Below are 24,004 nucleotides of genomic sequence, written 5' to 3'. Positions count from 1 at the left end.
ATCTCCAAGGTTCACAGGTGGGTTGCCCCGGGGGCCTGCCGCCTACCTCCTGTCAGCGGCAGTCGGGTCGGTTTGCACCGACCTCCAGCACGAGCGCTGCTTCCCTATGCGCGCCGGTCTGGACTCGTGAAGCACTAGGCTTCTCGACCTGGTTCTCACGTTACTGAGCCCCCGCTCCGCTGCCAGCCCATCCAAGGGATGGAGGATGGCAACTTGCTGTTTTTTTAGTGGCATCAGGCCTCGCTGAGCAGGCCCAGGCTCTTGCCCTTGAGCACCGCCTGGGTGCGGCTGCGCACGCCCAGCTTGGCGAACAGGTTATGCAAGTGCCATTTGATGGTCGCTTCCGACAGGTGCACCGCCTGGGCGATGTCCCGGTTGGACAGGCCGGCCGCGACGAAACGCAGGATTTCCCGCTCGCGGTGGCTCACATCCTGGTTCTCGTCGAAGGTTTCCGGGTCCACCGCCAGGCGCCGGCACTGCTCGCGCAGCGTCTCGGCAATGCCCTGCCAGGCCCCGGCCTTCTTGGGCTCGGCGGCACGCCAGGCTTCCCACAGGGGCAGCAGCCACAGGGCATCGTCCTGGAACAGGCGCCGGTAGCCGCGGTTCCAGGCTTCCTCGATGGTGGGCAGGAACAGGGCGAAGGCCTTGTCGCTGTTACCTTTGCGCCAGTAAGCCACGGAAAGTAACAGGGACAGGCGCAGGCGCCGGTCGCGCTGGTGTTCGGCGCCCTGGCGGGCGAGGCAGGTTTCCAGCGCGCTCTGCGCCTTCTCCGGGCGCCGCTCGGTCAGGGCCAGGCGAGCGACGGACAAGGCCAGCGCCGTATGGGCATCGGCATAGCGCGCCAGCGGCAGGGCCGCCAGGTGGCGCTCCAGTTGCAGGCACACGCGCTCGGCTTCATTGGGGCGGCGCAGCCACAGCAGGAACTGCACCTTGCAACCCATGCCGTGGGCGAACACCCGCTCGTAACCCGGCCCCTGGAGGCCGGCGAGCCAGTCATCCAATTGATTGAGCGCCTGCTCCGGTTCACCGGCGAAGAAGCGCGCCCGCGCCATCACCAACTGCCCTCGGCTGATCAGCTCCACCGGCGTCGCCACGTCGCGCCAGGTGGTGGCCAGGGGCAGTTCGGCGAGCACCGCCGCATGGCGATCCTGTTCGTAAAGCAGGTCGGCGTAGGCCAACACCAGCGGCCCACCCACGCGGCTGCGACGACCGAAGACCCGCTCGACACGGCCACGGGCGATCTCGGCGATGGAGCGGCCGCGTTCCAGCTCGCCGCTCTCCTTGCAGATCAGCGACTCGATCAGGCTGGTCATCACATGCAGGTATTCGCTGTCGACGATGCGCAGGCAATCCCGCGCGGTGGCGATGGATTTCGACGCGTCGCCGAACTCCCCCAGCAACGCATAGGCCGCCGCCTGCACGCAGGACAGGCTGGCGCGGAACACTGGCTGGTTGTCCGGCACCATGGCCAGCCACTGGCGGGCGACCTTGAGGCAGCTTTCCAGTTTGTCCTGGTACAGCAGCACCAGCGCCTTGAGCACCTGGGAGGCGGCCAGCAGCTCGCCGAGGCCGAAGTGAATGACCTTGCCGCGCCCCTGCAGCAGGCGGGTGCTGACCTCTTCGATCAGCGCCTCGGACTCGGCGAATTTCTGCTCGAAGGCCAGCTGCCAGGCGTAGAAGATCTGGAACACCGGGTGCTCGCGGATCACATCGGCGGGCACTTCCTTGAGCATCGAGAGGATGCCGTAGACGCGGTTGCCGGCGATCAGCCGAGCGCCCTGGCGCTCCAGCAACTCGGCGGCGAAGCCGTAGTCACGACCGCGCAGGGCGTACTTGATGGCGCGGTCCGGCAGGTCGTGGCTCTCGCACCAGCGCGCGGCGGCATGCAGCAGCGTGGCGCTGTCGGTATGGCGTTGCAGGCGGCCCTGGAGGAATTCGGCGAACAGGTGGTGGTAGCGGAACCATTCACCCTGCTCGTCCAGGGCGATGACGAAGAGCTGCTCGCGCTGCAGGCGCATCAGCATGTCCAGGCCATCGCGGCGGCCGGTCAGGGCGTTGCACAGGTCGGCGCAGAACTCGTCGAGCACCGAGGTCTGGTCAAGGAACTGCTGCAGGGCCAGGGGCAGGCTGTTGACCACGTCCTCGGCCAGGTAGTCGGCGATATTGCGCTCGGTACCGCTGAGGCTGGCGAGGAAGGCCTTGCGGTCCGGGTGCCGCGCCAGGGCCAGGCTGGCCAGGTGCAGCGCGGTGATCCAGCCCTCGGTACGGGCATGCAGCTGCTTCAGCTCGCTGCGGCTCAGCTCCAGCTCGCGGACCTCGCGGAAATACGCCTCGGTTTCCTCGAGGGACAGGCGCAGGTCTTCGGCCTGCAGCGTGAAGGCCTCGCCCTCGATGAACAGGCTGCGCGGGGTGAAGCGGGTGGCGCTGACCAGGTGCACGTTGCGCGGCAGGCGCTCGACCAGGTGGCGGGCGCCCTGCTCCAGGCTGGCGTGGCGGATGCGATGGAAGTCGTCGAGCATCACGTAGAGCTCGCCGTCGAGGCGCTGCAGGTCACTGACGAAGGCGTCGATGATCGCCTCCACCGGCCAGTTCACCTCACCCCGCAGCAGCCCGGCGGTGTTGCTGCCGAAGCCCGGCTTCACCGCCTCGACCGCAGCGACCAGGTATTGCAACAGGCGCTGGGGCTCGCTGTCGGAATCATCGCAGGACAGCCAGGCGACCCGCGCACCGGCTTGCTGCAGCTTCTCGCGGAACAGGCTGAGCACGGTGCTCTTGCCGAACCCGGCAGGGGCGCTGAGCACCATCACACGCTGGCTGCGAGCCTCGAACAGCCGGTCGATCAGGGCCTTGCGCGCCAGGCGTGGACGGCCGCCGGAATCCGGCGGGAAGAGCTTGGTACGCAGCATCGGGAAGGGCAGCGCATCGTTGGACGGGGCGCTCATGCTTCCAGCAGCCCCAGTTCCCGCGCCCGGCGTATTGCCTGGGTGCGATTGCGCACCTTGAGCTTCTCGTAGATGTTGTGCAGGTGCCATTTCACGGTCCCCAGGGCCAGCGAGAGCTGCTGGCCGATTTCCTCGTTGGAAAGTCCCTTGGCCGCCAGCAGGACCACCTCGCGTTCGCGGTCGGTGAGCCCTTCTTCCAGCACATCCTGTGACTTGCGTACGTCCTGTCCCGGCCAGATGGCCAGCAGGCTGCGAATGAACCCCTGCAGCGCGGGCTGGCGCTCGGCGGCTTCCAGTTGCTGCAGCAGCAGGCGGATGGCATCGCCCTCCTCCACGAAGAGGCTGCGCACATCCTCGCGCTCGGCACTGAGCAGGCACTGCACCAGCAGGCTCTGGGCCCGTTCCTGGTAGCCCAGACGCTGGTAGCTGAGGGCGGCCAGCAGGTCCAGGCGCAGGCGCTGCAGGCCATGCCAGCCGGGTTGCAGCTGGGCACGCAACTGGTTGATCTCGTGCAACGCCTCGCTGTAATGCCCACGCGCCTGCTGCAGGCGTACGCGGATCAGTCCCTGGGTCCAGAGCACCGGGTTGAAGCCGCGCTTGGCGTAGTCGGCGGCGAGCTTGGTCCAGTCCACCGCCTTCAGGCGCAGCTCGGCCCTCTTGATGCGGTCGGTCGCCGGCTCCTGGAGGATCAGGGTCACCTCGTCGGCCACCGCCTGCACGTAGAAGCGCCAGGAGTGGTTGCGCGCCGCCAGGTTCTGCATCAGCACCAGGCTGGCCAGGGCTTCCTTGGGCTTGTCCTGCATGCGTTGGATGCGCGCGAGGAAGAGCATGCCCTGGGCATAGATATCGATGGGCTTGATCACGTCGACATGGTTGAGCGCCCAGCGCAGGCGCTCTTCCAGGCCATCCAGGCGTCCCTGCTGGTAGGCGATCAGCGATTCGATGATCACCGGCAGGGCCAGGGCCCGGGACTTCTCGCCGAACAACGGCATCAGTTGGGCGCGCATCTGCTCGTGCAGCAACTGGGCCTGCTTGACCTGGCCCTGCTCCAGCGAGAGAAGCACCTCCACGTTGCCCAGCTGCATGTCGAGGTAGCGACCCTCGAGGAAGTGGTTGCGCTGCTGCGCCAGGGCCAGCAGACGTCGCGCCTGTTCGGGCTGGGCGAGGATCACCAGGGCCAGGGCACCGATCACCAGCATGGCCACTTCGAGGAAGGCCTCGTGCTGGCCGAGCAGGCCCTCCACCTTGCGCGCCAGGCTCACGCAGAGGTCGAGGTCGTCCTTCTGCAGCGCGATGGCGGCCTTCACCGCCAGCGCGGCCAGGTACTTCTCGCTGAGCGGCGCCTGGGCGCCGGTACCGCCCCAGCGCGCCAGCAGCTCGTCGAGCATCTGGTTGGCTTCGGGCAAAGCCAGCTCGGTGGCGCGGTTCCACACATCGGCGAGGATCAGCGTCGGGTAGCGCTCGGCGATGTCGTCGGGCACGAACTGGCGCCAGCGGTAGATCTGGTTCAGCTGGCCACGGTTGATCAGCTCCAGGCCGCAACCGTCCACCAGCGCGGCGAGCATTTCCGGGTCTTCGGCCAGGCAGGCGTGCTCGATGGCGAGGTTCTGCATGTGGTGGTTGGTGAACCACAGGCTGGCATTGAAGTGCAGTTGCTTGAAGCGTTCCGGCTCCTGGGCCACCAAGCGGGCCCGGAGGAAGTCGGCAAACAGGTGATGGAAGCGGTACCACTGGCGCTCGCGGTCCAGGGGCAGGAGGAACAGCTGCATGGTTTCCAGCTGCTCCAGCAGGGCCTGGCCGTCGTTGCGCCCGGTCAGGGCGTTGGCCAGGTCGCCGCTCAACTGGCTGGCGATGCCGAGGGCCAGCAGGGCGTCCTGCAGGTCCGCCGGCAACTGCTCGAAAACGGTGGTCAGCAGGTAGTCGCCCACGGCCGCCTGGTCGCCGCCCATGGCCAGCACCTGGTCGGAGGCCTGGGGCTGGTGGCGCAGCCAGAGGCTGGCGAGGTGCACGCCGATCAGCCAGCCTTCGGTCTGGCTGTGCAGCGCGGCGAGGGTCGCCTCGTCCAGCTCCAGGCCGCTGCGGTCCAGGTAGTCGCGGGTCTCGTCCTCGGTCAGGCGCAGCTCGTCCAGGCCGATCTCCAGCAACCAGCCCTTGGCACGCAGGGTGGCGAGGTTCATCGGCGGCAGGGAGCGGCTGCCGATGGCGAGGGTGAAATTGGCCGGCGCCATCTTCACCAGGCGACCGAGGGCGGTGAAGATCTCCGTGTCGCTGAGCAGGTGCAAGTCATCCAGCACCAGCAGCAGCGGCCCTTCCAGTGCGGTCAGTTCCACCAGCAGGCTTTCCAGCACGGCAGCGACAGGCACCTGCATGGTGTTCTGCAGGAAGCCGGCCGCATGGGCACCGACGCCGGGCACGGCGGCACCCAGGGTCTTGATCAGTTGCTGGAAGAAGCGCGAGGGGTTGTCGTCCTCGCTGCCGAGGGAGAACCAGGCGACAGCGGAACCGGCCTCACGCCGTTGTTCTGCGAGGGTCGCCAGGGCGGTGGTCTTGCCAAAGCCTGCGGGCGCCGAGAACAGCAAAAGGCGCGCGTGAGGGTGTGCAGCCAGGACCGCCTGCACCTGCGGTCGTGGCAAATAGTCGGCAGACGCTTGGGGCGTCATCAGTTTTGAGCGCAGTAGGCTGCCGGCTGCGGGGTCGAGAACTGCATCCACGGCCTGTATCCCTGTATCTTTATCATTGTGGGACGGGGATATGACCCCGCGGGATTTATCCATAATTATCAGAATGCATTTCCTGCGTAAACTTAAGAAACGGCTCTAGGATCGACAATTTAGGCGGTCTAGAATCCTCACTCGCGCCCTCTTTGCGTCCATCATGCCCAACTGCCTCCTACACCCTCTGCCCTACCACGAACACCCGGGACAGCGTTTCGCCCTCGTCCGCCATGCACCCGGAGCGGTGCTGCTCGACGCCGGCCGGCCCATTGCCAGTCGTGGACGCTATGACCTATTCAGCGCCTGGCCATTGGCAGAACTGGCGCCGGGACCCGACGAATCGGCCAACGACTTTATTTGCCGCCTTCGCGGGACCTTGCAGCAGCTGGGCCCGGCGGATTCCCCCGATACCGTGGAACTGCCATTCACGGGCGGATTGATGGGATATTTTTCCTATGACTTCGGCCGCCGGCTGGAGCAACTGCCCGAGCAGGCCCTGGATGACCGCCACCTGCCGGACGCCCAACTCGGCCTCTATGCCTGGGCCCTGGTCAGCGACCACCAGCACCGCACCAGCCAGTTGGTATTCCACCCGAGTCTCGCCGAAAGCGAGCGACTGCGACTGATAGACCTGTTCGAGTGCGCGGAAAATCCCGACAACGTCGAGGAATTTCGTCTTACCCGCGCCTTTCAGGCCGATCTGTCGCAAACCGCTTACAGAACGGCCATCGAACGCATCCAGTCGTACATCGCTGCCGGTGACTGCTACCAGGTGAACTTCGCCCAGCGCTTCCAGGCGCCCTGCCAGGGCGATCCCTGGGCGGCCTACCTGGCCCTGCGCGAGGCCTGCTCCACGCCCTTCTCCGCCTACCAGGCCCTGGCCGGTGGCGGCGCCATCCTCAGCCTCTCCCCAGAGCGCTTCATCAAGCTGAGCAAGGGCCAGGTGGAAACCCGCCCGATCAAGGGCACCCGCCCCCGGGGCCGCACGCCGGACGAGGACGCCGAACAGGCCGCAGAGCTGCTGGCGAGCCCCAAGGACCGGGCCGAGAACCTGATGATCGTCGACCTGCTGCGCAATGACCTGGGTCGCAGCTGCGCCACCGGCAGCGTGAAGGTGCCCGAGCTGTTCGCCCTGGAGAGCTACCCCAACGTGCACCACTTGGTCAGCGCTGTGAGCGGCACCCTGGCCGAAGGCAAGGACGCACTGGACCTGCTGGTGGGCAGCTTCCCCGGCGGCTCCATCACCGGTGCGCCGAAGATCCGCGCCATGCAGATCATCGACGAGCTGGAGCCGACCCGTCGCACCATCTACTGCGGCTCGCTGGTCTACCTCGACGTGCGCGGGGAGATGGACAGCTCCATCGCCATCCGCACCCTGCTGGTGAAGGACGGCGTCGCCAGTTGCTGGGGCGGTGGCGGCATCGTCGCCGACTCCCAGTGGGAAGAGGAGTACTGCGAATCCATCACCAAGGTGCAGGTGCTGTTGCGCACCCTGGAAGGCTTGTAGGAGCTCCATTCGCCCAGCGCCACGCAGACGCAGAAACGAAAAAGCCCGCTTTCGCGGGCTTTTTCATGGCTGGGCTCAGAGGCTCAGCTGGCGATCGGACGCCTTGAGGAACTCACGCTTGAGGTCCTCGTAGGTGTGCACCGCCGGGAACTGCGGGAACTCGCGGATCACGTTTTCCGGGGCATGGAACAGGATGCCGGCGTGGGCCTCGGCGAGCATGGTGGTGTCGTTGTAGGAGTCGCCAGCAGCGATCACACGGTAGTAGAGGCTCTTGAAGGCGATCACCGACTGGCGCTTCGGGTCCTTCTGGCGCAGTTGGTAGCCCACGACGCGGTCGGTGTCGTCGGTGATCAGCTTGTGGCACAGCAGGGCCGGGAAGCCGAGCTGGCGCATCAGCGGCTGGGAGAACTCGTAGAAGGTGTCGGAGAGGATCACCACCTGGAAGCGCTCGCGCAGCCAGTCGACGAACTCCACCGCGCCTTCCAGCGGCTTCAGGGTGGCGATCACTTCCTGGATGTCGGACAGCTTGAGGCCGTGCTCGTCGAGGATGCGCAGGCGCTGCTTCATCAGCACGTCATAGTCGGGAATATCGCGGGTCGTGGCCTTGAGCGCGTCGATTCCAGTTTTTTCGGCGAAGGCGATCCAGATTTCCGGAACCAGCACACCTTCCAGGTCGAGACAGGCGATTTCCACGAGACATTCCTCGGTTATTGAATTGTTAGGGAGGCGGCACTCTAGCTTTTCACCCGCAGCCACGCAACGCGGCACTTATACCCAAACAGGGCAGTCCCCCTGCCTTATGGTTATTTAGGCGCATAAGTTGCTTTTGCTACCATCCGCGCCACAGAGCGCGTAGCGCCATTTCAACTAGGAAAACCGCCTGATGAGCCAACCCTTCGACGTCGCCGAGATCGCCGCGGCCTACGCCAGCAAATCCCCCCAGGACATCCTCAAGCTCGCCTTCGAACACTTCGGCGACGACCTGTGGCTGTCCTTCAGCGGTGCCGAGGACGTGGTGCTGGTGGACATGGCCTGGAAGCTCAACAAGAACGTCAAGGTGTTCAGCCTGGATACCGGTCGCCTGCACCCGGAAACCTACCGCTTCATCGAGAAGGTCCGCGAGCACTACGGCATCACCATCGAGCTGCTTTCCCCCGACGCCACCAAGCTGGAGCCCTTCGTTCGCGAGAAGGGCCTGTTCAGCTTCTACAAGGACGGCCACGAGGAGTGCTGCGGCATCCGCAAGATCGAGCCGCTGCGGCGCAAGCTGTCCACCGTGCGCGCATGGGCCACCGGCCAGCGCCGCGACCAGAGCCCCGGCACCCGCAGCAAGGTGGCGGCGGTAGAACTGGATGGCGCCTTCTCCACGCCCGACAACCCGCTGTACAAGTTCAACCCCCTGGCGCAGATGCCCAGCGACGAAGTCTGGGCCTACATCCGCATGCTGGAGATTCCCTACAACCCGCTGCACGAGCGCGGTTTCATCAGCATCGGCTGCGAGCCCTGCACCCGCCCCGTGCTGCCCAACCAGCACGAACGCGAAGGCCGCTGGTGGTGGGAAGAAGCCACGCAGAAGGAGTGCGGGCTGCACGCCGGCAACCTGATCGCGAAGAACTGAACCGATGAAGATCACCCTGGTGAAGAAGGTCCTGGCCGATGGCGAGGACTGCGACAAGTGCAAGGATGTGCAGCGCCTGCTGGAACGTGGCGGCTACATGGGGCGCATCGACCGGGTGATGGTGGCGGACGAGCGCAACCCGGCCAGCAGCGGCTGGATGGTCGCCCAGCACTACGGCATCGACACCGCGCCCTTCTTCGTGGTGCGTCGCGACGACGGCAGCGAGCAGGTCTACACCGTGTTCCATGAGTTCCTGCACCAAGTGCTCGAAGCAGAATGAAAAAGCCCGGCAGATGCCGGGCTTTTCGTTTGCGGGCGTCGACTCAGTAGGTCGGCAGCTCGACGTCGTGGAACAGGTCATCCAGCTCGGCCTTGTTGTGGCACTGCACCGCCTTGGCCAGCATGTCGCGAGTCAGGTGCGGGGCGAACTTCTCGATGAAGTCGCACATGAAGCCGCGCAGGAAGGTGCCGCGACGGAAGCCGATCTTGGTCACGCTGGATTCGAACAGCTCGCCGGCATCCAGTACCACGAGGTCGCTGTCGAGCTTGGGGTCCACCGCCATCTTGGCGACGATGCCCACGCCCAGACCGAGGCGCACATAGGTCTTGATCACGTCGGCGTCGGCCGCGGTGAACACCACCTTCGGCGTCAGGCCGCGATGGCTGAAGGCTTCGTCCAGCTTCGAACGGCCTGTGAAACCGAACACGTAGGTGACGATGGGGTGCTCGGCGAGCGCTTCCAGGGTCAGCTTCGGCAGTTTGGTCAGCGGGTGGCCCTGGGGCACGATCACGCAGCGGTTCCAGCGGTAGCAGGGCATCATCACCAGGTCACCGAACAGCTCCAGGGCCTCGGTGGCGATGGCGAAGTCGACGGTGCCGTCGGCGGCCATCTCGGCGATCTGCATCGGCGTGCCCTGGTGCATGTGCAGGGCCACGTCCGGGTACTGGCGGATGAAGTTGCTGATCACCGGCGGCAACGCGTAGCGCGCCTGGGTGTGGGTGGTGGCGATGGACAGGGTGCCCTTCTTCTCGTTGGAGAATTCCTGGGCGATCTGCTTGATGCTTTCCACCTTGCGCAGGATTTCCCCGGCGGTGGTGATGATGCGCTCGCCCGCCGGAGTGACGCGGGTGAGGTGCTTGCCGCTGCGGGCGAATACTTCGACGCCCAGTTCATCCTCGAGCAGGCGGATCTGCTTGCTGATACCTGGTTGCGAGGTGTAAAGGCTTTGCGCGGTGGCCGACACGTTGAGGTCGTGGTGCGCCACTTCCCAGATGTAGCGCAGTTGCTGAAGCTTCATAGATGTCCCTCAAAGCAAATGACGACGCAATGGATGGTCGGCGACGTTTATAACCATATTAATGGTTTGATGGATAAAACTAGACGTTTTTTTCAGTTTTGCACGTCATTCGTAATCGCCGTCACAGCTCTCCCCTGCCCCGGTGCTGCAGCATGGGCACCAGGTACACCGGCACATCGGATAACTGCACCAGCCGCGCCGACGTCCGCCCCAGGGGCGTATCGAGCGCAGCGCCATGGCTATGACTGCCTACGACCAGCAAATCCACCCCGAGTTTCTGCGCCTCTTCGAGAATCACCTGGGCCGGGTCGCCCTGCACCACGCGCACCGCGCGGATCATCCCCAGTTCGCTCTGGGCGTCACCCATCTCGTCGCGGAACCCTTCCAGCACACGCTGTTCGATGCTGGCCATGACGGTTCCCAGGCCCTTGCTGCGCAGGTCGGCAAGGCGCTCTTCATCCAGGTAGGTCTGCAGGACCGACTCGGCGAACAACCCGAGGGGCTCCACCGCGTGCACCACGTAGAGCTCGGCCTGATAGACCCGGGCGAGCGAGAGGGCGTGCTGCAGCACGTAGGGGGCATAGAGGCCAAGGTCGGTGGCGTAGAGAATCGAACGAATCATGAGGCCTCCTACTGCCTGGGTGGCGGGCCTCGTCTCAGCTTAGTCAGATCTGCGGTTCGTTGCTTACACCGTGCGGCACATGGCCCGTAGCGACCACTTCGCGGGCTTTCTCGCAATGCCCGGCCTGGTCGTCGAAGAACACGTCGGCGCCAAAGGCATCGAGGATCGAGGACTTTTCCAGCCCACCGAGGAAGAAGGATTCGTCGAGGCGGATGTCCCACTCGCGCAAGGTACGGATGACCCGCTCATGGGCCGGCGCCGAGCGCGCGGTGACCAGGGCCGTGCGGATGGGACAGGCGTCGGCGGGGAATTCCTGCTGCAGGCGGTTGAGCGCCGAGAGGAAGGGCTTGAAGGGACCGCCGTCCAGCGGCGTCAGCGCAGCTTCGCGCTCGTAGGCCTGGAAGGCTTCGAGCCCGCCACGCTGGTAGACGCGCTCGGAGTCGTCGGAAAACAGCACCGCGTCACCGTCGAAGGCGATGCGCAGTTCGTTGCTGGCGGCCCGGCGCGGCCCACCGGACAGGATGGTTGCCGAAGCGAAGCCGCTTTGCAGTGCAGCGCGCACGTCGTCCACATGGGTGGAAAGGAACAGGTGGCAACCGAACGCCTTGAGATAAGGCCCCGGGCTGCGGCCGCCGGAGAAGGCCGCGCGGGAGATGGCCAGGCCATGCTGCTGGATCGAGTTGAACGCGCGCAGTCCGGTATCGGCGCTGTTGCGCGACACCAGGATCACCTCGACCCGCGCCTGCCCCAACTCGCTGTTGAGGCCGAGCAGTTTCTGCACCAGGGGGAAGGCGTCGCCCTGCTCGAGCACTTCGTCTTCGTGCTCGATCTGGTACTGACGGTAGGCTTCGATGCCTTCGGCCTCATACACCCGGTGGCTTTCATTGAGGTCGAACAGCGCCCGCGAGGAAATCGCCAGCACCAGTTTGTCCGCCAGTCCTCCCGCCATGCCCTTCTCCTTATTGCTGGTTGCGCGCGTCGATGAAACGCAGTGCCTGGTAGAGCGCACGGATGCGCGGCAATTCCTTGCCGGCCGCAGCGGCCGCTGCCAGGGGTGCAGCATAGATGGCCTCCAGCTCCAGCGGCCGGCGCTGGGCGAAGTCGTGGTACATGCTGGGCAGGTAGTCGGGCATGCGATCGGTGGAGGCCAGCAGCTTGCCGGCGAACCCTTCCGGCAGGCTGTGACCGCAAGCCAGGGCGCCCTCCACCACTTCCTGCATGATCGCCTGGATCAGCTCGCGGGCATCGGCGTTGCGCATCAAGGCCGTGGTGCCGGCGTCGAGCAGGACCGAAAGGCCGTTGTAGGGCACGTTCCACACCAGCTTCTGCCAGCGCGCCTGGTCGAGGTTGGGCATGCCGGTGGAATCGAGCCCCGCCGCGCGGAACAGCCCGACGCCCTCCTCCAGCAGCGCCTGGCGCGCGCCATCATCGCTGGCCGGGCCGGAGTGGTAGCCGAGGTTCACCGCCCCCAGGGACTGGTGCTCGATGACGCCCGGTGCATCGCGGTGGACGCAGATGTAGCAGAGCCCGCCCAGCAGGTGCAGCGAATCCGGCAGCAGCGGGCGCAGCGCGTCCTCGACGGCCAAGCCGTTCTGCAGCAGCACCACCTTGGCGCCCGGAGCTGCGGCACGGGCGATCAGCGGTGCCAGGTCGGCGTTGCTGGTGGTCTTGGCGCCCACCAGCAGCCAGTCGCAGGGCGGCATCTCGGCCACCTCGCGATAGGCCTGCACGGGGTTCAGGGTCAGGGCGCCGTGCACAGCGCTGTTGAGCTGCAGGCCATTGGCACGCACGGCCTCGTATTCGCTGCGCAGCAGGAAGTGCACGTCGAAGCCCGCGCGGGCCAGCAGCAAGCCGTAGAAGCCGCCGATGGCACCGGTACCGATGATGCCGATGCGCGGTTGCTGGGTGTGGGTCATCAGGGAAGCTCCTCTGCCTGGCGGGCCAGTGCCTCGTCCAGGTTGCGGTTCAGGTCGTCGCCCTGCAGCGTGCTGCGCAGGGCGCCAAGAAATTGTCCATCCCGCACCACGAACAGTGCAGGCAGGTGGAATACCTCGTAGCGCTGCACCAGGCCACCATTATTGCCGGCGTCTATCCAGCACAATCTGTCGATGCCCAGGGGCATCTGCGACAGATGGCGCCGCGCCCAGCGGCAACTGGCACAACCTATGCTGGTGAATATCACCAGGGAGGTGCCCGGCAGGCCCAGCAGTTGCTGGTCCGCATCGAAATCAGTCAGTTCCAGTTCGCGCACTATACTGCCCCTAAGAGATGCCAGAATAATGGCATCCGGAGTTCACAAAAAATGCGTCGATTCCTGCGTCACCCCAGCGATCTGCCTGTAGAGCTGGTACTGCGCAAGCACAGCTTCCTGCCGCGACAGCGGCTGCACAATATCAGCCTCGGCGGCGTTGCCTGCAACTCGCTGCGGGGCTTTCGCAAGGGCACCGCGATCGAGCTGCGCATCCCCCTGCTGGGCGACGAGGCGCGCTATGCGGGCATCGTCGCCTGGTGCCGCAAGCAGCCCGACGACTATCTGGTGGGCATCTGCTTCACCGACGAGGAAACCCTGTTCCGCGCACGCATGGTCGAGCAGGTCTGCCAGATCGAGGTCTACCGTAAGCAGCGCGAGCTGGAGGCCGGTGAGGAACTGCCGATCGAGCGCATCGCCCAGGAATGGATCGCCCGACACGCCGCCGAGTTCTCCGCTGCCAGCCTGAACTGAGCATTTTCCGCCTATTTGCTCCCTTCGCGCCATTGTCGAGCCAGCGTGTAACGCGTTAAGGTTCCGCGTCCCCGACGCGCACTCAAATGCCGTGCCCCGCCGCTCCGGGATGGCTGGCGGCCCGCACCTGTGACCTGACGACTGACCTGATGACTAGCACGATGGCTGATTTACCGATCGACGACCTTAACGTTGCCTCCAACGAGACCCTGATCACGCCGGAGCAACTGAAACGCGAGATTCCGCTCACCGACGCCGCATTGCACACCGTCGCCCATGGCCGCGAAGTGGTGCGCAACATCCTCGATGGCAAGGATCATCGCCTGTTCGTGGTGGTCGGCCCCTGCTCGATCCACGACATCAAGGCCGCACACGAATACGCCGATCGCCTCAAGGGCCTGGCTGCCGAGGTCTCCGACACGCTGTTCCTGGTCATGCGCGTGTACTTCGAGAAGCCGCGCACCACCGTCGGCTGGAAAGGCCTGATCAACGACCCCTACCTGGACGACTCCTTCAAGATCCAGGATGGCCTGCACATCGGTCGCCAACTGCTGCGCGACCTGGCCGAGAAAGGCCTGCCCACCGCCACCGAGGCGCTGGACCCGATCTCCCCGCAGTACCTGCAGGACCTGATCAGCTGGTCCGCCATTGGCGCCCGCACCACCGAATCCCAGACCCACCGCGAGATGGCCTCGGGCCTGTCTTCGGCGGTCGGCTTCAAGAACGGCACCGACGGCAGCCTGACCGTGGCGATCAACGCCCTGCAATCGGTCTCCAGCCCGCACCGTTTCCTCGGCATCAACCAGGAAGGTGGCGTCTCCATCGTCACCACCAAGGGCAACGCCTATGGCCATGTCGTGCTGCGCGGCGGCAACGGCAAACCCAACTACGACTCGGTGAGCGTTGCCATTTGTGAGCAGGAACTGACCAAAGCCGGCATCAAGCCGAACATCATGGTCGACTGCAGCCACGCCAACTCCAACAAGGACCCGGCCCTGCAGCCGCTGGTGATGGACAACGTCGCCAACCAGATCCTCGAAGGCAACGGCTCCATCGTCGGCCTGATGGTGGAAAGCCACCTCGGCTGGGGCAGCCAGTCCATTCCCAAGGACCTGAACCAGCTGAAGTACGGCGTATCGATCACCGATGCCTGCATCGACTGGGAAACCACCGAGAAGACCCTGCGCAGCATGCACGCCAAACTCAAGGACGTGCTGCCCAAGCGCCAGCGCGGCTGATCGACCGCGCAATGAAAAACGCCGGGCATCTGCCCGGCGTTTTCGTTTCAGCTTCCAGCTCAGCCCTTGGGGGCGTGACGCTGGCGACGCTCGATGTAGCGCTCCACATAGGAGCAGGAGGGGATCACCGTATAGCCCTGGTCTTCAGCGAAGCCCAGCGCGCGCTCGGTGAGCGCTGCGGCGATGCCCCTGCCACGCAGCGCGTTCGGCACGAAGGTGCGATAGATGTCCAATGTCTGTTTGCCCAAGTCCATGTAGGCAAGGTAAGCACGATGACCGTCCACGGTGGTCTCGAACTGATGACCTGCCTGGTCATGGTGGATGGACAGCGCCTCGCTCATCGCAACTCCTCAGGGGGTTTTAGAACAACACCCGTACCTTATCTATCTTTTCCAGCCGAAGAAACATTTCGGCGGAGCCGGAGCCAAATTGGACACTCAGGAAAGCCTTACCGTTCTCCACTTTATGTAATACACCCTGGTAATAGGCGCCATCGAAGGTGATGAACTGCAGTCGCTTGCCTGCGTAGTCCTGCAGGCTGGATACCTTGACGAACTCGTACTTCGGCAAGGCACCTGGGGCGTCGGTATTTTCCGACGTTACCGAAACCATCTCGTTAACCCCCATCTCGGGACGCTTGCCCGGGTCGACCCAGGCGAAGGCGATCGGCTGCACCGCCTGCTGGTTGACCAGCAGCACCGGGCGCAGCATACCGACCACATCCTTGGGCTCGAAGAACTGCAGGCCGTCCCAGCTCATGCCCTCGGTCGGGGTCAGCTCGACGCGCAGCGATTGCGGGTCCTTCAGGTAGCGCCCGTAGGCATCCAGCAACGGCTGCTCGAGAGCGATCTTCTGCGCCCGCAGCACGCGATCGAGCTGCTCCACGGCGGTCTTCAGATAGACATCGGCGGGCTGGCCCAATTTACCGGCGCAGTATTCCTGCACCTTGCGCTGGTACTGGTTGTCGTTGAGTTCGAAGACGACGCTGGACAGGCGCGGCGGGTTGACCCGCAGGTCGCCCGGCTTCTCGGACATGTTCGACAGCGCCATGCTGACGCGGGTCTCGCCCATGTCACGGGTATCGGACGTGAGATTGAAGGTCAGCTTCTGCGCGCCGGGCTCGAACAGGTAGGAGAACTCGGCGTCGGTCTCGAAGGTGCGGTAACCCATGTCGAGCAGCTCATTGGTGCCGATATGGTTGATCTTGCCGCACGCCACTTCGCTCATCGCGGTGAAGATGCTGCGTTCGGTCGGCGCATCGTAGAGCTGCTGCATGAAGGGACCATGCACGTCCAGCATCAGGCCCTTCAGGCGCATGGCCATCTGCTTCGGGAACTTGCCCTCGTCCAGGCGCTCCTTGAAGCTGAGCAGCTCGCGCAGGCCATTGAACTTCAGCTCGGCATGGGTCACCTGCACGCTGTCGCCCAGCGCGGGGACACGAACCTTGAGGTTCTCCAGGCCGACGCGGCCGTCGAAGGACGAGGTGATGCCGCCGTAGCTGATGTCCATGATCGGCGAAAGCTGCTGGATCGCATCATTCATGATCGACCTGACCGAAAGGTACAGGGAGAGTTTGATGATTAACGCCAGCGCGAGCGCCGCGAGCACCACCCACTTAAGTAGTCTTGCCATAACGCCGTCCTTGATGTCCTGGAATGCGGGATGAAAACCGGCGCAGCTTATCAGTGCGCCCATGGGCCATCCACGGCATTTCCCACAATATGAAGAACCAGTTCACCGTAACGAACGGGAAGTTGTGGTCTTTACATCCGCGCATAGCAGCAAACATGCAAAAGCGACCCACGCCTGTCATTTCTCGACAAACAGCCCCACCCAACCAGGCCGGGGCCGACAGGGTATCTCCGTCATCTTCGGCTAAACTTTGAACTTCACCTGCTCACGGACTATCCAACTGGATACTTTTTGAACAGGCACCGTCGGAAATGGCTGGGAAGGTGAAAAAAAACACCCCTCCTTGCACCTCGTCAGTTTACTTACTACAAGTTATGGGTAGTATGTACGCCGGCTAATTTCCCAAGCTCGGGGAATTGCTTTTATGGAAATGTCCACCTTAAGGGGAACACGATGAACAACGTTCTGAAATTCTCTGCTCTGGCTCTGGCAGCAGTTCTGGCCACCGGTTGCAGCAGCGTCTCCAAAGAAACCGAAGCCCGTCTGACTGCAACTGAAGATGCAGCCGCTCGCGCTCAAGCCCGTGCCGATGAAGCCTACCGCAAGGCTGACGAAGCTCTGGCCGCCGCTCAGAAAGCCCAGCAAACTGCTGACGAGGCTAACGAGCGCGCTCTGCGTATGCTGGAAAAAGCCAGCCGCAAGTAATAGCCCACAAGGCTTTTACTCGAACCGACCCAGTTCACTGGGTCGGTTTTTTTATGCCTGCGATTCCACCCCGGCACATTTCCACAGACATGAAAAAGCCCGCCGCCCTATGAGGACAGGCGGGCTGTTCAGCGCCGCTTAGAAGCTGGGGGCAGCGGGCTCGCTGTTGGCCACGGCAGCGGAAGGCTCGGCGATTTCCACCGGCAGGCCGTCTTCGGCCGCGACCACTTCACGCACCACTTCCCAATCCAGGCGGATGCTGTTGACCAGGTCTTCACGCTTGAGCAGCGCGTTGATCACCGCGGCGTGCTTGTCCACCACCGACGGGTCGCCATGGTCGTTCAGCGGGGTGTGCGCCTCGATGTAGACCTTGCCGCCGCTCACGCCGAACTTGTAGGGCTCGTTGATGATGCGTACGGGCGTGCCCACCGGCGCCATCTTGGCCAGCGCCAGCACGTTGTTGTTGAGCATGCGGAAGCAACCGTGGCTGACGCGCATGCCGATACCGAACTTCTTGTTCGAACCGTGGATCAGGTAGCCAGGCAGGCCCAGGGTGAACTTGAACGGGCCCAGCGGGTTGTCCGGGCCCGCCGGCACCACGGTGGGCAGCGGGTCGCCATCGGCGGCGTGCTCTTCACGGATGGACTTGGGCGGATACCAGGCCGGGTTCGGCGTCTTGGCGGTGATCTTGGTGGTGTTGATCGGGGAACCCCAACCCTCGCGACCGATCCCCAGCGGGAAGGTGTGCACCACGTTCTGCCCTTTCGGGAAGTAATACATGCGGTACTCGGCCAGGTTGATCACGATGCCTTCGCGCGGGCCCGGCGGCAGGATGAAGCGGGTCGGCAGGAGGATCTCGGTGCCCGTGCCCGGCAGCCAGGGATCGACGCCCGGGTTGGCCGCGACCATCTCCAGGTAACCCAGGTCATTGGCGACGCCGATGTCGGCGAAGGTGTCTTCGTACTTGGCCTTGATCACCTGGACCTGGCCGACGATATCCTCGCCGGGGGGCGGCAGGGGCAGCTCCAGCGCTGCAGCGTGACCGGCAAGCGCGAGCGCGATCAGGGACAGGGAACGGGCGACGGCGGGAACGCGCGACAACATCCGGTAATCCTTGGCAAAAGTGGCTGATTAAAAGACTCGGGATTGTACACCGGCATGCAGCGCGCCGGGAGGGCTCAGCCGTCGGACCATTCGGGCCGGTGGCCGTCCCGCTGGGAGTCCAGTTCGGCGCGGCAGGCCGGGCACAGGCGGCGGTCCTGCAACTGCGGTTTTTCCAGCACGCACCAGCGCGGCTTCGCCGGCAGCAATCCCCCGCACAGGGTCCTGTCCGCATGGCCGCCGAGTTCAAGCTGGCGAGCGACCAGGTGCAGGCGCACCTCGCGGCAAGCGAACAGGTCGAGCTGCTCGTCGGGCTCGATCAGCTTATAGGCATGCAGGGACCAGGCGGGGCGCGGCATGAAGGACTCCAGGACGGGTGCGCAACCTTAGCCGAAAGGCGTGCCCCGGAAAAGCCTCCCGAAGCGCCTCAGAGCAACGGCTTCAGGGTTGGCCAGACGTTATCCAGCAACTTGCCCTGGGCACTCGCCGCCGGATGGATGCCATCGGCCTGCATCATCCCCTCGACACCGCCCACGCCCTCAAGGAAGAAAGGCACCAGCGGCACCTGCCGGGCGCTCGCCAGATCCTGATAGACCTGGGCGAAGGCATCGGTGTAGCGCTTGCCGTAGTTGGGCGGCAGGCGCATGCCCAGCAGCAGCACCTTGGCACCCGCTTTCTGCGACTGCTCCACCATGCCGGCAAGATTATGTTGCAATTGTGCAGGGGGCTGGCCACGCAACCCATCGTTGCCACCGAGCTCGATAATCACCAGCTCCGGCTTGTGCTCGCCAAGTAGCGCGGGCAGCCGGGAAGCACCGCCGGCACTGGTGTCGCCACTGATGGACGCGTTCACCACACGGTGTTCGAAACCCTCGTCATCCATGCGTTTCTGTAGCAGGGAGACCCAGCCCTGGCTGGTTTCCAGCCCCAAAGCGGCGCTGATACTATCCCCGACGACCAGCACGGTCCCCGCCGCAGCCTCCTGGGCCATCACCATCAACGCCAGGCAACTGCCCAACAACCAAGCACGCATCGGATTCTCCATGAGCGCAAGCATTCTCAATGCGCGGAACCTTAGCAAAGTGGTTCCCAGCGCGGAAGGCGAGTTGACCATCCTCCACGATCTGGACCTGGACCTGGCCCAGGGCGACAGCCTGGCCATCGTCGGCAGCTCCGGCTCCGGCAAATCCACCCTCCTCGGCCTGCTCGCCGGGCTCGACCTGCCCAGCTCCGGCGACATCAGCCTGGCCGGCCACGCCCTCGCCCGCCTCGACGAGGACCAGCGTGCCCGCGTACGCGCCGAGCACGTCGGCTTTGTCTTCCAGTCCTTCCAGTTGCTCGACAGCCTCAACGCCCTGGAAAACGTCATGCTGCCCCTGGAACTCGAAGGCCGCAGAGACGCCCGCGAACGCGCCCGCCACCTGCTCGACCGCGTCGGCCTCGGCCAGCGCCTGGGCCACTACCCGCGCCAGCTGTCCGGGGGTGAGCAGCAGCGCGTCGCCATCGCCCGCGCCTTCGCCGCCGAACCCGACGTGCTGTTCGCCGACGAGCCCACCGGCAACCTCGACAGCCACACCGGCGAGCGCATCAGCGACCTGCTGTTCCAGCTCAACCAGGAGCGCGGCACCACCCTGGTCCTGGTCACCCACGACGAGCGCCTGGCCCATCGCTGCCGCCGCCTGATCCGCCTGGAGTCCGGCCGCCTGGTCGACCGGGTGGAACCCTGATGGGGCGCCTGCCGTTCTCGCGCCTGCTGGGCATGGCCGCCAGGCAACTGCGGCGCGATGCCCGTGCCGGCGAGCTGCGCGTACTCTTCTTCGCCCTGGTGGTGGCCGTGGCTGCCAGCAGCGCCATCGGCTACTTCGGTGCCCGCCTGAACGGCGCCATGCTCCTGCGCGCCACCGAATTCCTCGGCGCCGACCTGCTGCTCAGCGGCTCCTCCCCCGCGACCCCGGAGCAGATCACGGCGGGTGAACAGCTCGGCCTGCGCCACGCCCGCGCCGTCGAATTTTCCAGCGTCATCGCCGGTGACGCCGGCATCCAGCTCGCCAGCGTCAAGGCAGTGGACGAACCCTACCCCCTGCGCGGCGAGCTGAAGAGCGCACCGGCCCCCTATGCCCCGGAAGAACCCTGCAACGGCCCCGCCCCCGGCGAAGCCTGGGCCGAGGCACGCCTGTTCACCGCACTGGACCTCAAGCCCGGCGACAGCGTGGACGTCGGCCAGCAGACCCTTCGCCTCACCCGCGTACTCACTTACGAGCCCGATCGCGCCGGCGACTTCTACAGCCTCACCCCGCGCCTGTTGATGAACCATGCCGACCTCGACGCCACAGGCGTGGTGCAGCCCGGCAGCCGAGTGCGCTACCGCGAACTCTGGAGCGGCCCGGAAGAGGCACTGAAAAGCTACCGCGACACCCTCGAGCCCACCCTCGCGGCCAACCAGCGCATCGAGGACGCCCGCGACGGCAACCGCCAGGTCGGCGGCGCCCTCAGCCGTGCCGAGCGCTACCTCAACCTCGCCAGCCTCGCCGCCGTACTCCTGGCCGGTGTCGCCGTGGCCCTGTCGGCGGCCCGCTTCGCCGCCCGCCGCTTCGACGCCAGCGCCCTGCTGCGCTGCCTGGGCTTGTCGCGCCGCGAAGCGCTCCTCCTCTATACCCTGCAACTGGGTCTGCTCGGCCTTGCCGCCGCCATTCTCGGCGCACTGATCGGCTGGCTCGCCCAGCTCGGCCTGTTCCACCTGCTGCGTGAATTGTTGCCGGCGGAAGTGCCCTCCGGCGGTGTGCTGCCCGCCTTTGCCGGCATCGCCACCGGCCTGGTGGCCCTGGTCGGTTTCGCCCTGCCGCCGCTGGCCGCCCTGGGCCGTGTCCCGCCCCTGCGCGTGCTGCGCCGCGACCTGCTACCCGTGCCGCCCAGTTCCTGGCTGGTGTACGGCGCCGCCCTGCTCGCCCTCGGGCTGATCATGTGGCGCCTGAGCCTGGACCTGGCGCTCACCCTCGCCCTGCTCGGCGGCGGCCTGCTCGCCACCCTGATCCTCGGCGGCCTCATGCTCCTCGGCCTCAACGCCCTGCGCCGCCTGCTGGCCCGCGCCGCCCTGCCCTGGCGTCTCGGCCTTGGCCAACTGCTGCGCCACCCGCTGGCCGCTGCCGGGCAATCCCTGGCCTTCGGCCTGATCCTCCTGGCGATGGCGCTGATCGCCCTGCTGCGCGGCGAACTGCTGGACACCTGGCAGGACCAGCTGCCCGCCGACGCACCGAACTACTTCGTGCTCAACGTCCTGCCCGGCGAGAAGGACGCCTTCGCCGAGCGCCTCGCCCAGCTTTCGCCCCACCCGGCCCCGCTGTTCCCCGTGGTGCCCGGCCGCCTCACCGCCATCAACGGCGAACCGGCGAAGGAGCACGCCAGCAAGGAGTCCCAGGGCGAGCGTGCCCTGCAGCGCGACCTCAGCCTCACCTGGGCGGCCGACCTGCCCAGCGGCAACCGTCTGGTGGCCGGGCAATGGTGGGACCAGGTGCCGGCCGGCGACCTGCCCGGCGTCTCGGTGGAAGCCAAGCTCGCCACCAACCTCGGCCTGCAGCTGGGCGACCGCCTCAGCTTCAGCGTTGGCGGCATCAGCCGCGACGTGCGCGTCACCAGCCTGCGGGAAGTCGACTGGGACAACTTCCAGCCGAACTTCTTCATGATCTTCGCCCCCGGCTCCCTCGCCGACCTGCCGGCCACCTACCTCACCAGCTTCTACCTGCCACCGCAGCACGACCGCGAGCTGGTGGAGCTGGCCCGTGCCTTTCCGGCAGTGACCCTGCTGGAGGTGGAAGCCATCCTCGCGCAGCTGCGCAGCATCCTCGCCCAGGTCACGGTGGCGGTGGAGTTCGTCCTGCTGTTCGTGCTCGCCGCCGGCCTCGCGGTGCTCTTCGCCGGCCTGCAGTCGACCCTCGACGAACGCATTCGCCAGGGTGCATTGCTGCGGGCCCTGGGTGCCGAACGGGCGCTACTGCAGAAGGCGCGGCGTGCCGAATTCGCCCTGCTCGGCGCCACCGCCGGCCTGCTCGCCGCCCTGGGTTGCGAGCTGGTCAGCGCCCTGCTCTACACCCTGGCCTTCGACCTGCAATGGCACCCCCACCCCTGGCTGCTGCTGTTGCCGCCCCTGGGCGCACTGCTGGTGGGTGGGGCCGGCGTGCTCGGCACCCGTCGTGCCCTCAACGCCAGCCCGCTGCAGGTGCTGCGCGAAGCCTGATCGCCCGGCCCGCCTGTACAAGGCGGGCCGACCTCTTGCTAGACTCCGCCCCTCTTCGCCCGCCTAGAGCCTGTCGCATCACGCCATGAGTCGCTATCGCCCCCCACGTTCTGCCGGCACCCCGCTGATCACCCCCGAAGGCGAAGCCCGCCTGCGCGCCGAACTGCACGAGCTCTGGCACGTGAAGCGCCCCAAGGTCACCCAATCGGTGAGCGAGGCCGCCGCCCAGGGCGACCGTTCGGAGAACGCCGAGTACACCTACGGCAAGAAGATGCTGCGGGAGATCGACAGCCGCGTGCGCTTCCTCACCAAGCGCCTGGAAAGCCTCAAGGTAGTCAGCGAACGTCCGTCCGACCCGAACAAGGTCTACTTCGGCGCCTGGGTGACCCTGGAAGATGATGAGGGCGAACAGTCGCGCTACCGCATCGTCGGCCCCGACGAACTCGACCTGAAGCAGAACCACATCAGCATCGACTCGCCCCTGGCCCGCGCCCTGGTGGGCAAGGCGCTGGATGCCGAGGTGCTGGTGCACACCCCGACGGGCGAGAAGAGCTGGTACGTGGTGGAGATCGAATACCCCTGAAGCCCCGCGCCTCAGCGCAGGGTGATCAGGCCCTGGCGCGAAACGCGCACCAGCTCGCGGACCATCAGCGCCACCTCGTCACGGGGGGGCGCTTGCACCACGGCCATGTCGAAGCTGTCAGCGGCATAGCGCTGCAACGACCCGGCATCGAGGGCGAACTGGATAAGCAGGTTGCGTGGCCCGGCCCAACGCTTCGGCCAGCCGTCGAGATAACGCAGCATGGTCGGCTGGTGGGGGCCGCTGAGAAGAACCCTGGGGTTGCGCAAAACCAGGCCCGTGGTGATGGGGGCCAGGCGAATGAGCGGTTGGGGACAGGTCATGGTGTCATGTCTCCGCCTCGTTGATCCCGCTGGGCAGCGGTGAGAGGCGACACCGAACCAGCGCTTTAGCGGTATTTCGAGATGGACTCCATCTCCGCGCCCCGCAAGTAGCTGTCTTAAATCGGCGCATGGGTCGGCATCCTAGAGAAGCCTCCGCAATACTGTCAATACGACCAAGACGTCGCCCTGGAGCCTTCGCGACCATGTCCACACCTCCCTTGCGCCTGTTCTTCGCCCTGCCCTGTCCCGAGCCGTTGGCAACGAGCATAGCCCTATGGCGAGAAGCCGCTCGCTGCGAAGGCAAAGCCGTGGCCACCCGCAACCTGCACCTGACCCTCGCCTTCCTCGGCCAGCAGCCACGCGGCTGCGTCGCCGAACTGAAGGCCATCGCCGAAAACCTGGCGGGCGAGCCCTTCACCCTGCGCCTCGACCAGTTGCGCTGCTGGCACAACGGCCTGCTGCACCTGGCGCCCGACCACCCGCCGCCGGCGCTCCTGGCCCTGGCCGCCAACCTGCAGGATGGGCTGCGCGCAGCGGGCTTCGCCATCGAACGGCGGCCCTTCCACCCGCACCTGACCCTGGCTCGACACTGCCCACACCTGCCCGGCGCAGCGGCCCCAACCTTAGATTGGCCTGTGAACCAGTTCGCTCTCTTCGCCTCGGAAAATACGGCCTCGGGCGCCCATTACCGCGCCCTCGGGAACTGGCCGCTGCTGCCCCAGGACTCAAACGAGCGTTTCACTCAGTAACAGGGAAACGCCCGCCAACTTT

At 65.6% G+C, this 24,004-nt stretch carries 24 protein-coding genes; 10 read left to right on the top strand and 14 right to left on the bottom strand.

Going from position 1 to position 24,004, the window contains the following annotated elements:
• Positions 1-233: 233 nt before the first annotated feature.
• Together PSm6_RS20090 and PSm6_RS20085 are read right to left on the bottom strand one after the other, a co-directional pair.
• Positions 234-2,942 (bottom strand): helix-turn-helix transcriptional regulator, encoded by a 2,709-nt coding sequence (locus PSm6_RS20090; RefSeq protein WP_043243281.1) that lies wholly within the window; start codon positions 2,940-2,942, stop codon positions 234-236.
• Positions 2,939-5,653 (bottom strand): winged helix-turn-helix domain-containing protein, encoded by a 2,715-nt coding sequence (locus PSm6_RS20085; protein ID WP_265168046.1) that lies wholly within the window; start codon positions 5,651-5,653, stop codon positions 2,939-2,941. The genes PSm6_RS20090 and PSm6_RS20085 overlap by 4 nt, the downstream gene beginning before the upstream one ends.
• A 163-nt stretch (positions 5,654-5,816) precedes the next feature.
• Here PSm6_RS20085 and pabB point away from each other — a divergent pair, with 163 nt between their 5' ends.
• Complete coding sequence (gene pabB, locus PSm6_RS20080) at positions 5,817-7,163, top strand: aminodeoxychorismate synthase component I (RefSeq protein ID WP_043243279.1); 1,347 nt, start codon at positions 5,817-5,819, stop codon at positions 7,161-7,163.
• Between the two features lie 75 nt (positions 7,164-7,238).
• Here the strand turns inward: pabB and thrH are convergent, their stop codons facing one another.
• Positions 7,239-7,856, bottom strand: coding sequence for a bifunctional phosphoserine phosphatase/homoserine phosphotransferase ThrH (gene thrH / locus PSm6_RS20075; RefSeq protein ID WP_021220337.1), 618 nt, complete (start codon positions 7,854-7,856; stop codon positions 7,239-7,241).
• Positions 7,857-8,046: 190 nt separating this feature from the next.
• Between thrH and PSm6_RS20070 the strand changes: the two genes are divergently transcribed.
• Entirely contained in the window at positions 8,047-8,781 is a 735-nt protein-coding gene (locus PSm6_RS20070; protein WP_043243277.1) for a phosphoadenylyl-sulfate reductase, read from the top strand.
• Positions 8,782-8,785: 4 nt separating this feature from the next.
• Positions 8,786-9,061, top strand: coding sequence for a hypothetical protein (locus PSm6_RS20065; protein WP_021220339.1), 276 nt, complete (start codon positions 8,786-8,788; stop codon positions 9,059-9,061).
• A gap of 43 nt (positions 9,062-9,104) precedes the next feature.
• Here PSm6_RS20065 and cysB read toward each other — a convergent pair whose 3' ends face one another.
• The 5 genes from cysB to PSm6_RS20040 form a co-directional block, all read right to left on the bottom strand.
• On the bottom strand, positions 9,105-10,079 hold the full coding sequence (cysB, locus tag PSm6_RS20060) for an HTH-type transcriptional regulator CysB (protein WP_021220340.1): 975 nt from the start codon (positions 10,077-10,079) through the stop codon (positions 9,105-9,107).
• A gap of 121 nt (positions 10,080-10,200) precedes the next feature.
• Positions 10,201-10,701, bottom strand: a complete 501-nt coding sequence (locus PSm6_RS20055; RefSeq protein WP_021220341.1) for a universal stress protein — start codon at positions 10,699-10,701, stop codon at positions 10,201-10,203.
• Between the two features lie 43 nt (positions 10,702-10,744).
• A complete protein-coding gene (locus tag PSm6_RS20050) occupies positions 10,745-11,650 on the bottom strand; it encodes a 5'-nucleotidase (protein WP_021220342.1) in 906 nt (301 codons plus the stop codon).
• 10 nt (positions 11,651-11,660) lie between these two features.
• Positions 11,661-12,617, bottom strand: a complete 957-nt coding sequence (locus PSm6_RS20045; RefSeq protein WP_021220343.1) for a putative 2-dehydropantoate 2-reductase — start codon at positions 12,615-12,617, stop codon at positions 11,661-11,663.
• Positions 12,617-12,952: a YbbN family protein gene (locus PSm6_RS20040; protein ID WP_021220344.1), complete on the bottom strand. Its 336-nt coding sequence runs from the start codon at positions 12,950-12,952 to the stop codon at positions 12,617-12,619. Before PSm6_RS20040 ends, PSm6_RS20045 begins: the two co-directional genes overlap by 1 nt.
• 51 nt (positions 12,953-13,003) lie before the next feature.
• Between PSm6_RS20040 and PSm6_RS20035 the strand changes: the two genes are divergently transcribed.
• Positions 13,004-13,423 carry a PilZ domain-containing protein gene (locus PSm6_RS20035; protein ID WP_021220345.1) on the top strand — a complete coding sequence of 140 codons (420 nt, stop codon included), beginning with the start codon at positions 13,004-13,006 and terminating at the stop codon, positions 13,421-13,423.
• A 161-nt stretch (positions 13,424-13,584) separates the two neighbouring features.
• Positions 13,585-14,661 (top strand): 3-deoxy-7-phosphoheptulonate synthase, encoded by a 1,077-nt coding sequence (locus tag PSm6_RS20030; RefSeq protein WP_043243276.1) that lies wholly within the window; start codon positions 13,585-13,587, stop codon positions 14,659-14,661.
• Between the two features lie 59 nt (positions 14,662-14,720).
• Here the strand turns inward: PSm6_RS20030 and PSm6_RS20025 are convergent, their stop codons facing one another.
• Positions 14,721-15,002, bottom strand: coding sequence for a GNAT family N-acetyltransferase (locus PSm6_RS20025; protein WP_021220347.1), 282 nt, complete (start codon positions 15,000-15,002; stop codon positions 14,721-14,723).
• 19 nt (positions 15,003-15,021) lie between these two features.
• Complete coding sequence (locus PSm6_RS20020; protein WP_043243275.1) at positions 15,022-16,293, bottom strand: aq_1923 C-terminal domain; 1,272 nt, start codon at positions 16,291-16,293, stop codon at positions 15,022-15,024.
• A gap of 453 nt (positions 16,294-16,746) precedes the next feature.
• On the opposite strand from PSm6_RS20020, the gene oprI reads away from it, so the two are divergent.
• Entirely contained in the window at positions 16,747-16,998 is a 252-nt protein-coding gene (gene oprI, locus PSm6_RS20015; protein ID WP_003448337.1) for an outer membrane lipoprotei OprI, read from the top strand.
• A 138-nt stretch (positions 16,999-17,136) separates the two neighbouring features.
• Here oprI and PSm6_RS20010 read toward each other — a convergent pair whose 3' ends face one another.
• The 3 genes from PSm6_RS20010 to PSm6_RS20000 form a co-directional block, all read right to left on the bottom strand.
• Complete coding sequence (locus tag PSm6_RS20010; protein ID WP_265168045.1) at positions 17,137-18,102, bottom strand: L,D-transpeptidase family protein; 966 nt, start codon at positions 18,100-18,102, stop codon at positions 17,137-17,139.
• Positions 18,103-18,176: 74 nt separating this feature from the next.
• Entirely contained in the window at positions 18,177-18,458 is a 282-nt protein-coding gene (locus PSm6_RS20005; protein WP_021220351.1) for a hypothetical protein, read from the bottom strand.
• A 68-nt stretch (positions 18,459-18,526) separates the two neighbouring features.
• The gene (locus PSm6_RS20000) at positions 18,527-19,132 is read right to left on the bottom strand and encodes an arylesterase (RefSeq protein WP_021220352.1); all 606 of its coding nucleotides are present in this window, start codon (positions 19,130-19,132) and stop codon (positions 18,527-18,529) included.
• 10 nt (positions 19,133-19,142) lie between these two features.
• On the opposite strand from PSm6_RS20000, the gene PSm6_RS19995 reads away from it, so the two are divergent.
• From PSm6_RS19995 to greB, 3 genes are all read left to right on the top strand, one after another.
• Positions 19,143-19,826: an ABC transporter ATP-binding protein gene (locus PSm6_RS19995; RefSeq protein WP_031288068.1), complete on the top strand. Its 684-nt coding sequence runs from the start codon at positions 19,143-19,145 to the stop codon at positions 19,824-19,826.
• Positions 19,826-22,330 carry an ABC transporter permease gene (locus tag PSm6_RS19990; RefSeq protein WP_265168044.1) on the top strand — a complete coding sequence of 835 codons (2,505 nt, stop codon included), beginning with the start codon at positions 19,826-19,828 and terminating at the stop codon, positions 22,328-22,330. The genes PSm6_RS19995 and PSm6_RS19990 overlap by 1 nt, the downstream gene beginning before the upstream one ends.
• Before the next feature lie 85 nt (positions 22,331-22,415).
• Entirely contained in the window at positions 22,416-22,913 is a 498-nt protein-coding gene (gene greB / locus PSm6_RS19985; RefSeq protein WP_043243273.1) for a transcription elongation factor GreB, read from the top strand.
• A gap of 11 nt (positions 22,914-22,924) precedes the next feature.
• On the opposite strand, the gene PSm6_RS19980 is transcribed toward greB, so the two are convergent.
• A complete protein-coding gene (locus tag PSm6_RS19980) occupies positions 22,925-23,233 on the bottom strand; it encodes a class I SAM-dependent methyltransferase (protein WP_184489293.1) in 309 nt (102 codons plus the stop codon).
• A 203-nt stretch (positions 23,234-23,436) separates the two neighbouring features.
• Here PSm6_RS19980 and thpR point away from each other — a divergent pair, with 203 nt between their 5' ends.
• Positions 23,437-23,982 carry an RNA 2',3'-cyclic phosphodiesterase gene (gene thpR, locus PSm6_RS19975; protein ID WP_043243272.1) on the top strand — a complete coding sequence of 182 codons (546 nt, stop codon included), beginning with the start codon at positions 23,437-23,439 and terminating at the stop codon, positions 23,980-23,982.
• The last annotated feature ends 22 nt before the right edge of the window (positions 23,983-24,004 follow it).

Origin of the sequence: Pseudomonas solani, from assembly GCF_026072635.1 — a bacterium.
GTDB lineage: Bacteria > Pseudomonadota > Gammaproteobacteria > Pseudomonadales > Pseudomonadaceae > Metapseudomonas > Metapseudomonas solani.
The sequence above is the reverse complement of the archived record's forward strand: the minus strand, read 5'-3'. Positions and strand labels throughout refer to the sequence as shown.

Bases quoted from the DNA above. Each gene is read 5' to 3' on its own strand.
- PSm6_RS20090 (WP_043243281.1), bottom strand. From the start codon at position 2,942: ATGAGCGCCCCGTCCAACGATGCGCTGCCCTTCCCGATGCTGCGTACC.
- pabB (WP_043243279.1), top strand. From the start codon at position 5,817: ATGCCCAACTGCCTCCTACACCCTCTGCCCTACCACGAACACCCGGGA.
- PSm6_RS20070 (WP_043243277.1), top strand. From the start codon at position 8,047: ATGAGCCAACCCTTCGACGTCGCCGAGATCGCCGCGGCCTACGCCAGC.
- PSm6_RS20065 (WP_021220339.1), top strand. From the start codon at position 8,786: ATGAAGATCACCCTGGTGAAGAAGGTCCTGGCCGATGGCGAGGACTGC.
- cysB (WP_021220340.1), bottom strand. From the start codon at position 10,079: ATGAAGCTTCAGCAACTGCGCTACATCTGGGAAGTGGCGCACCACGAC.
- PSm6_RS20055 (WP_021220341.1), bottom strand. From the start codon at position 10,701: ATGATTCGTTCGATTCTCTACGCCACCGACCTTGGCCTCTATGCCCCC.
- PSm6_RS20050 (WP_021220342.1), bottom strand. From the start codon at position 11,650: ATGGCGGGAGGACTGGCGGACAAACTGGTGCTGGCGATTTCCTCGCGG.
- PSm6_RS20045 (WP_021220343.1), bottom strand. From the start codon at position 12,617: ATGACCCACACCCAGCAACCGCGCATCGGCATCATCGGTACCGGTGCC.
- PSm6_RS20035 (WP_021220345.1), top strand. From the start codon at position 13,004: ATGCGTCGATTCCTGCGTCACCCCAGCGATCTGCCTGTAGAGCTGGTA.
- PSm6_RS20030 (WP_043243276.1), top strand. From the start codon at position 13,585: ATGGCTGATTTACCGATCGACGACCTTAACGTTGCCTCCAACGAGACC.
- PSm6_RS20025 (WP_021220347.1), bottom strand. From the start codon at position 15,002: ATGAGCGAGGCGCTGTCCATCCACCATGACCAGGCAGGTCATCAGTTC.
- PSm6_RS20020 (WP_043243275.1), bottom strand. From the start codon at position 16,293: ATGGCAAGACTACTTAAGTGGGTGGTGCTCGCGGCGCTCGCGCTGGCG.
- oprI (WP_003448337.1), top strand. From the start codon at position 16,747: ATGAACAACGTTCTGAAATTCTCTGCTCTGGCTCTGGCAGCAGTTCTG.
- PSm6_RS20010 (WP_265168045.1), bottom strand. From the start codon at position 18,102: ATGTTGTCGCGCGTTCCCGCCGTCGCCCGTTCCCTGTCCCTGATCGCG.
- PSm6_RS20005 (WP_021220351.1), bottom strand. From the start codon at position 18,458: ATGCCGCGCCCCGCCTGGTCCCTGCATGCCTATAAGCTGATCGAGCCC.
- PSm6_RS20000 (WP_021220352.1), bottom strand. From the start codon at position 19,132: ATGCGTGCTTGGTTGTTGGGCAGTTGCCTGGCGTTGATGGTGATGGCC.
- PSm6_RS19995 (WP_031288068.1), top strand. From the start codon at position 19,143: ATGAGCGCAAGCATTCTCAATGCGCGGAACCTTAGCAAAGTGGTTCCC.
- PSm6_RS19990 (WP_265168044.1), top strand. From the start codon at position 19,826: ATGGGGCGCCTGCCGTTCTCGCGCCTGCTGGGCATGGCCGCCAGGCAA.
- greB (WP_043243273.1), top strand. From the start codon at position 22,416: ATGAGTCGCTATCGCCCCCCACGTTCTGCCGGCACCCCGCTGATCACC.
- PSm6_RS19980 (WP_184489293.1), bottom strand. From the start codon at position 23,233: ATGACCTGTCCCCAACCGCTCATTCGCCTGGCCCCCATCACCACGGGC.
- thpR (WP_043243272.1), top strand. From the start codon at position 23,437: ATGTCCACACCTCCCTTGCGCCTGTTCTTCGCCCTGCCCTGTCCCGAG.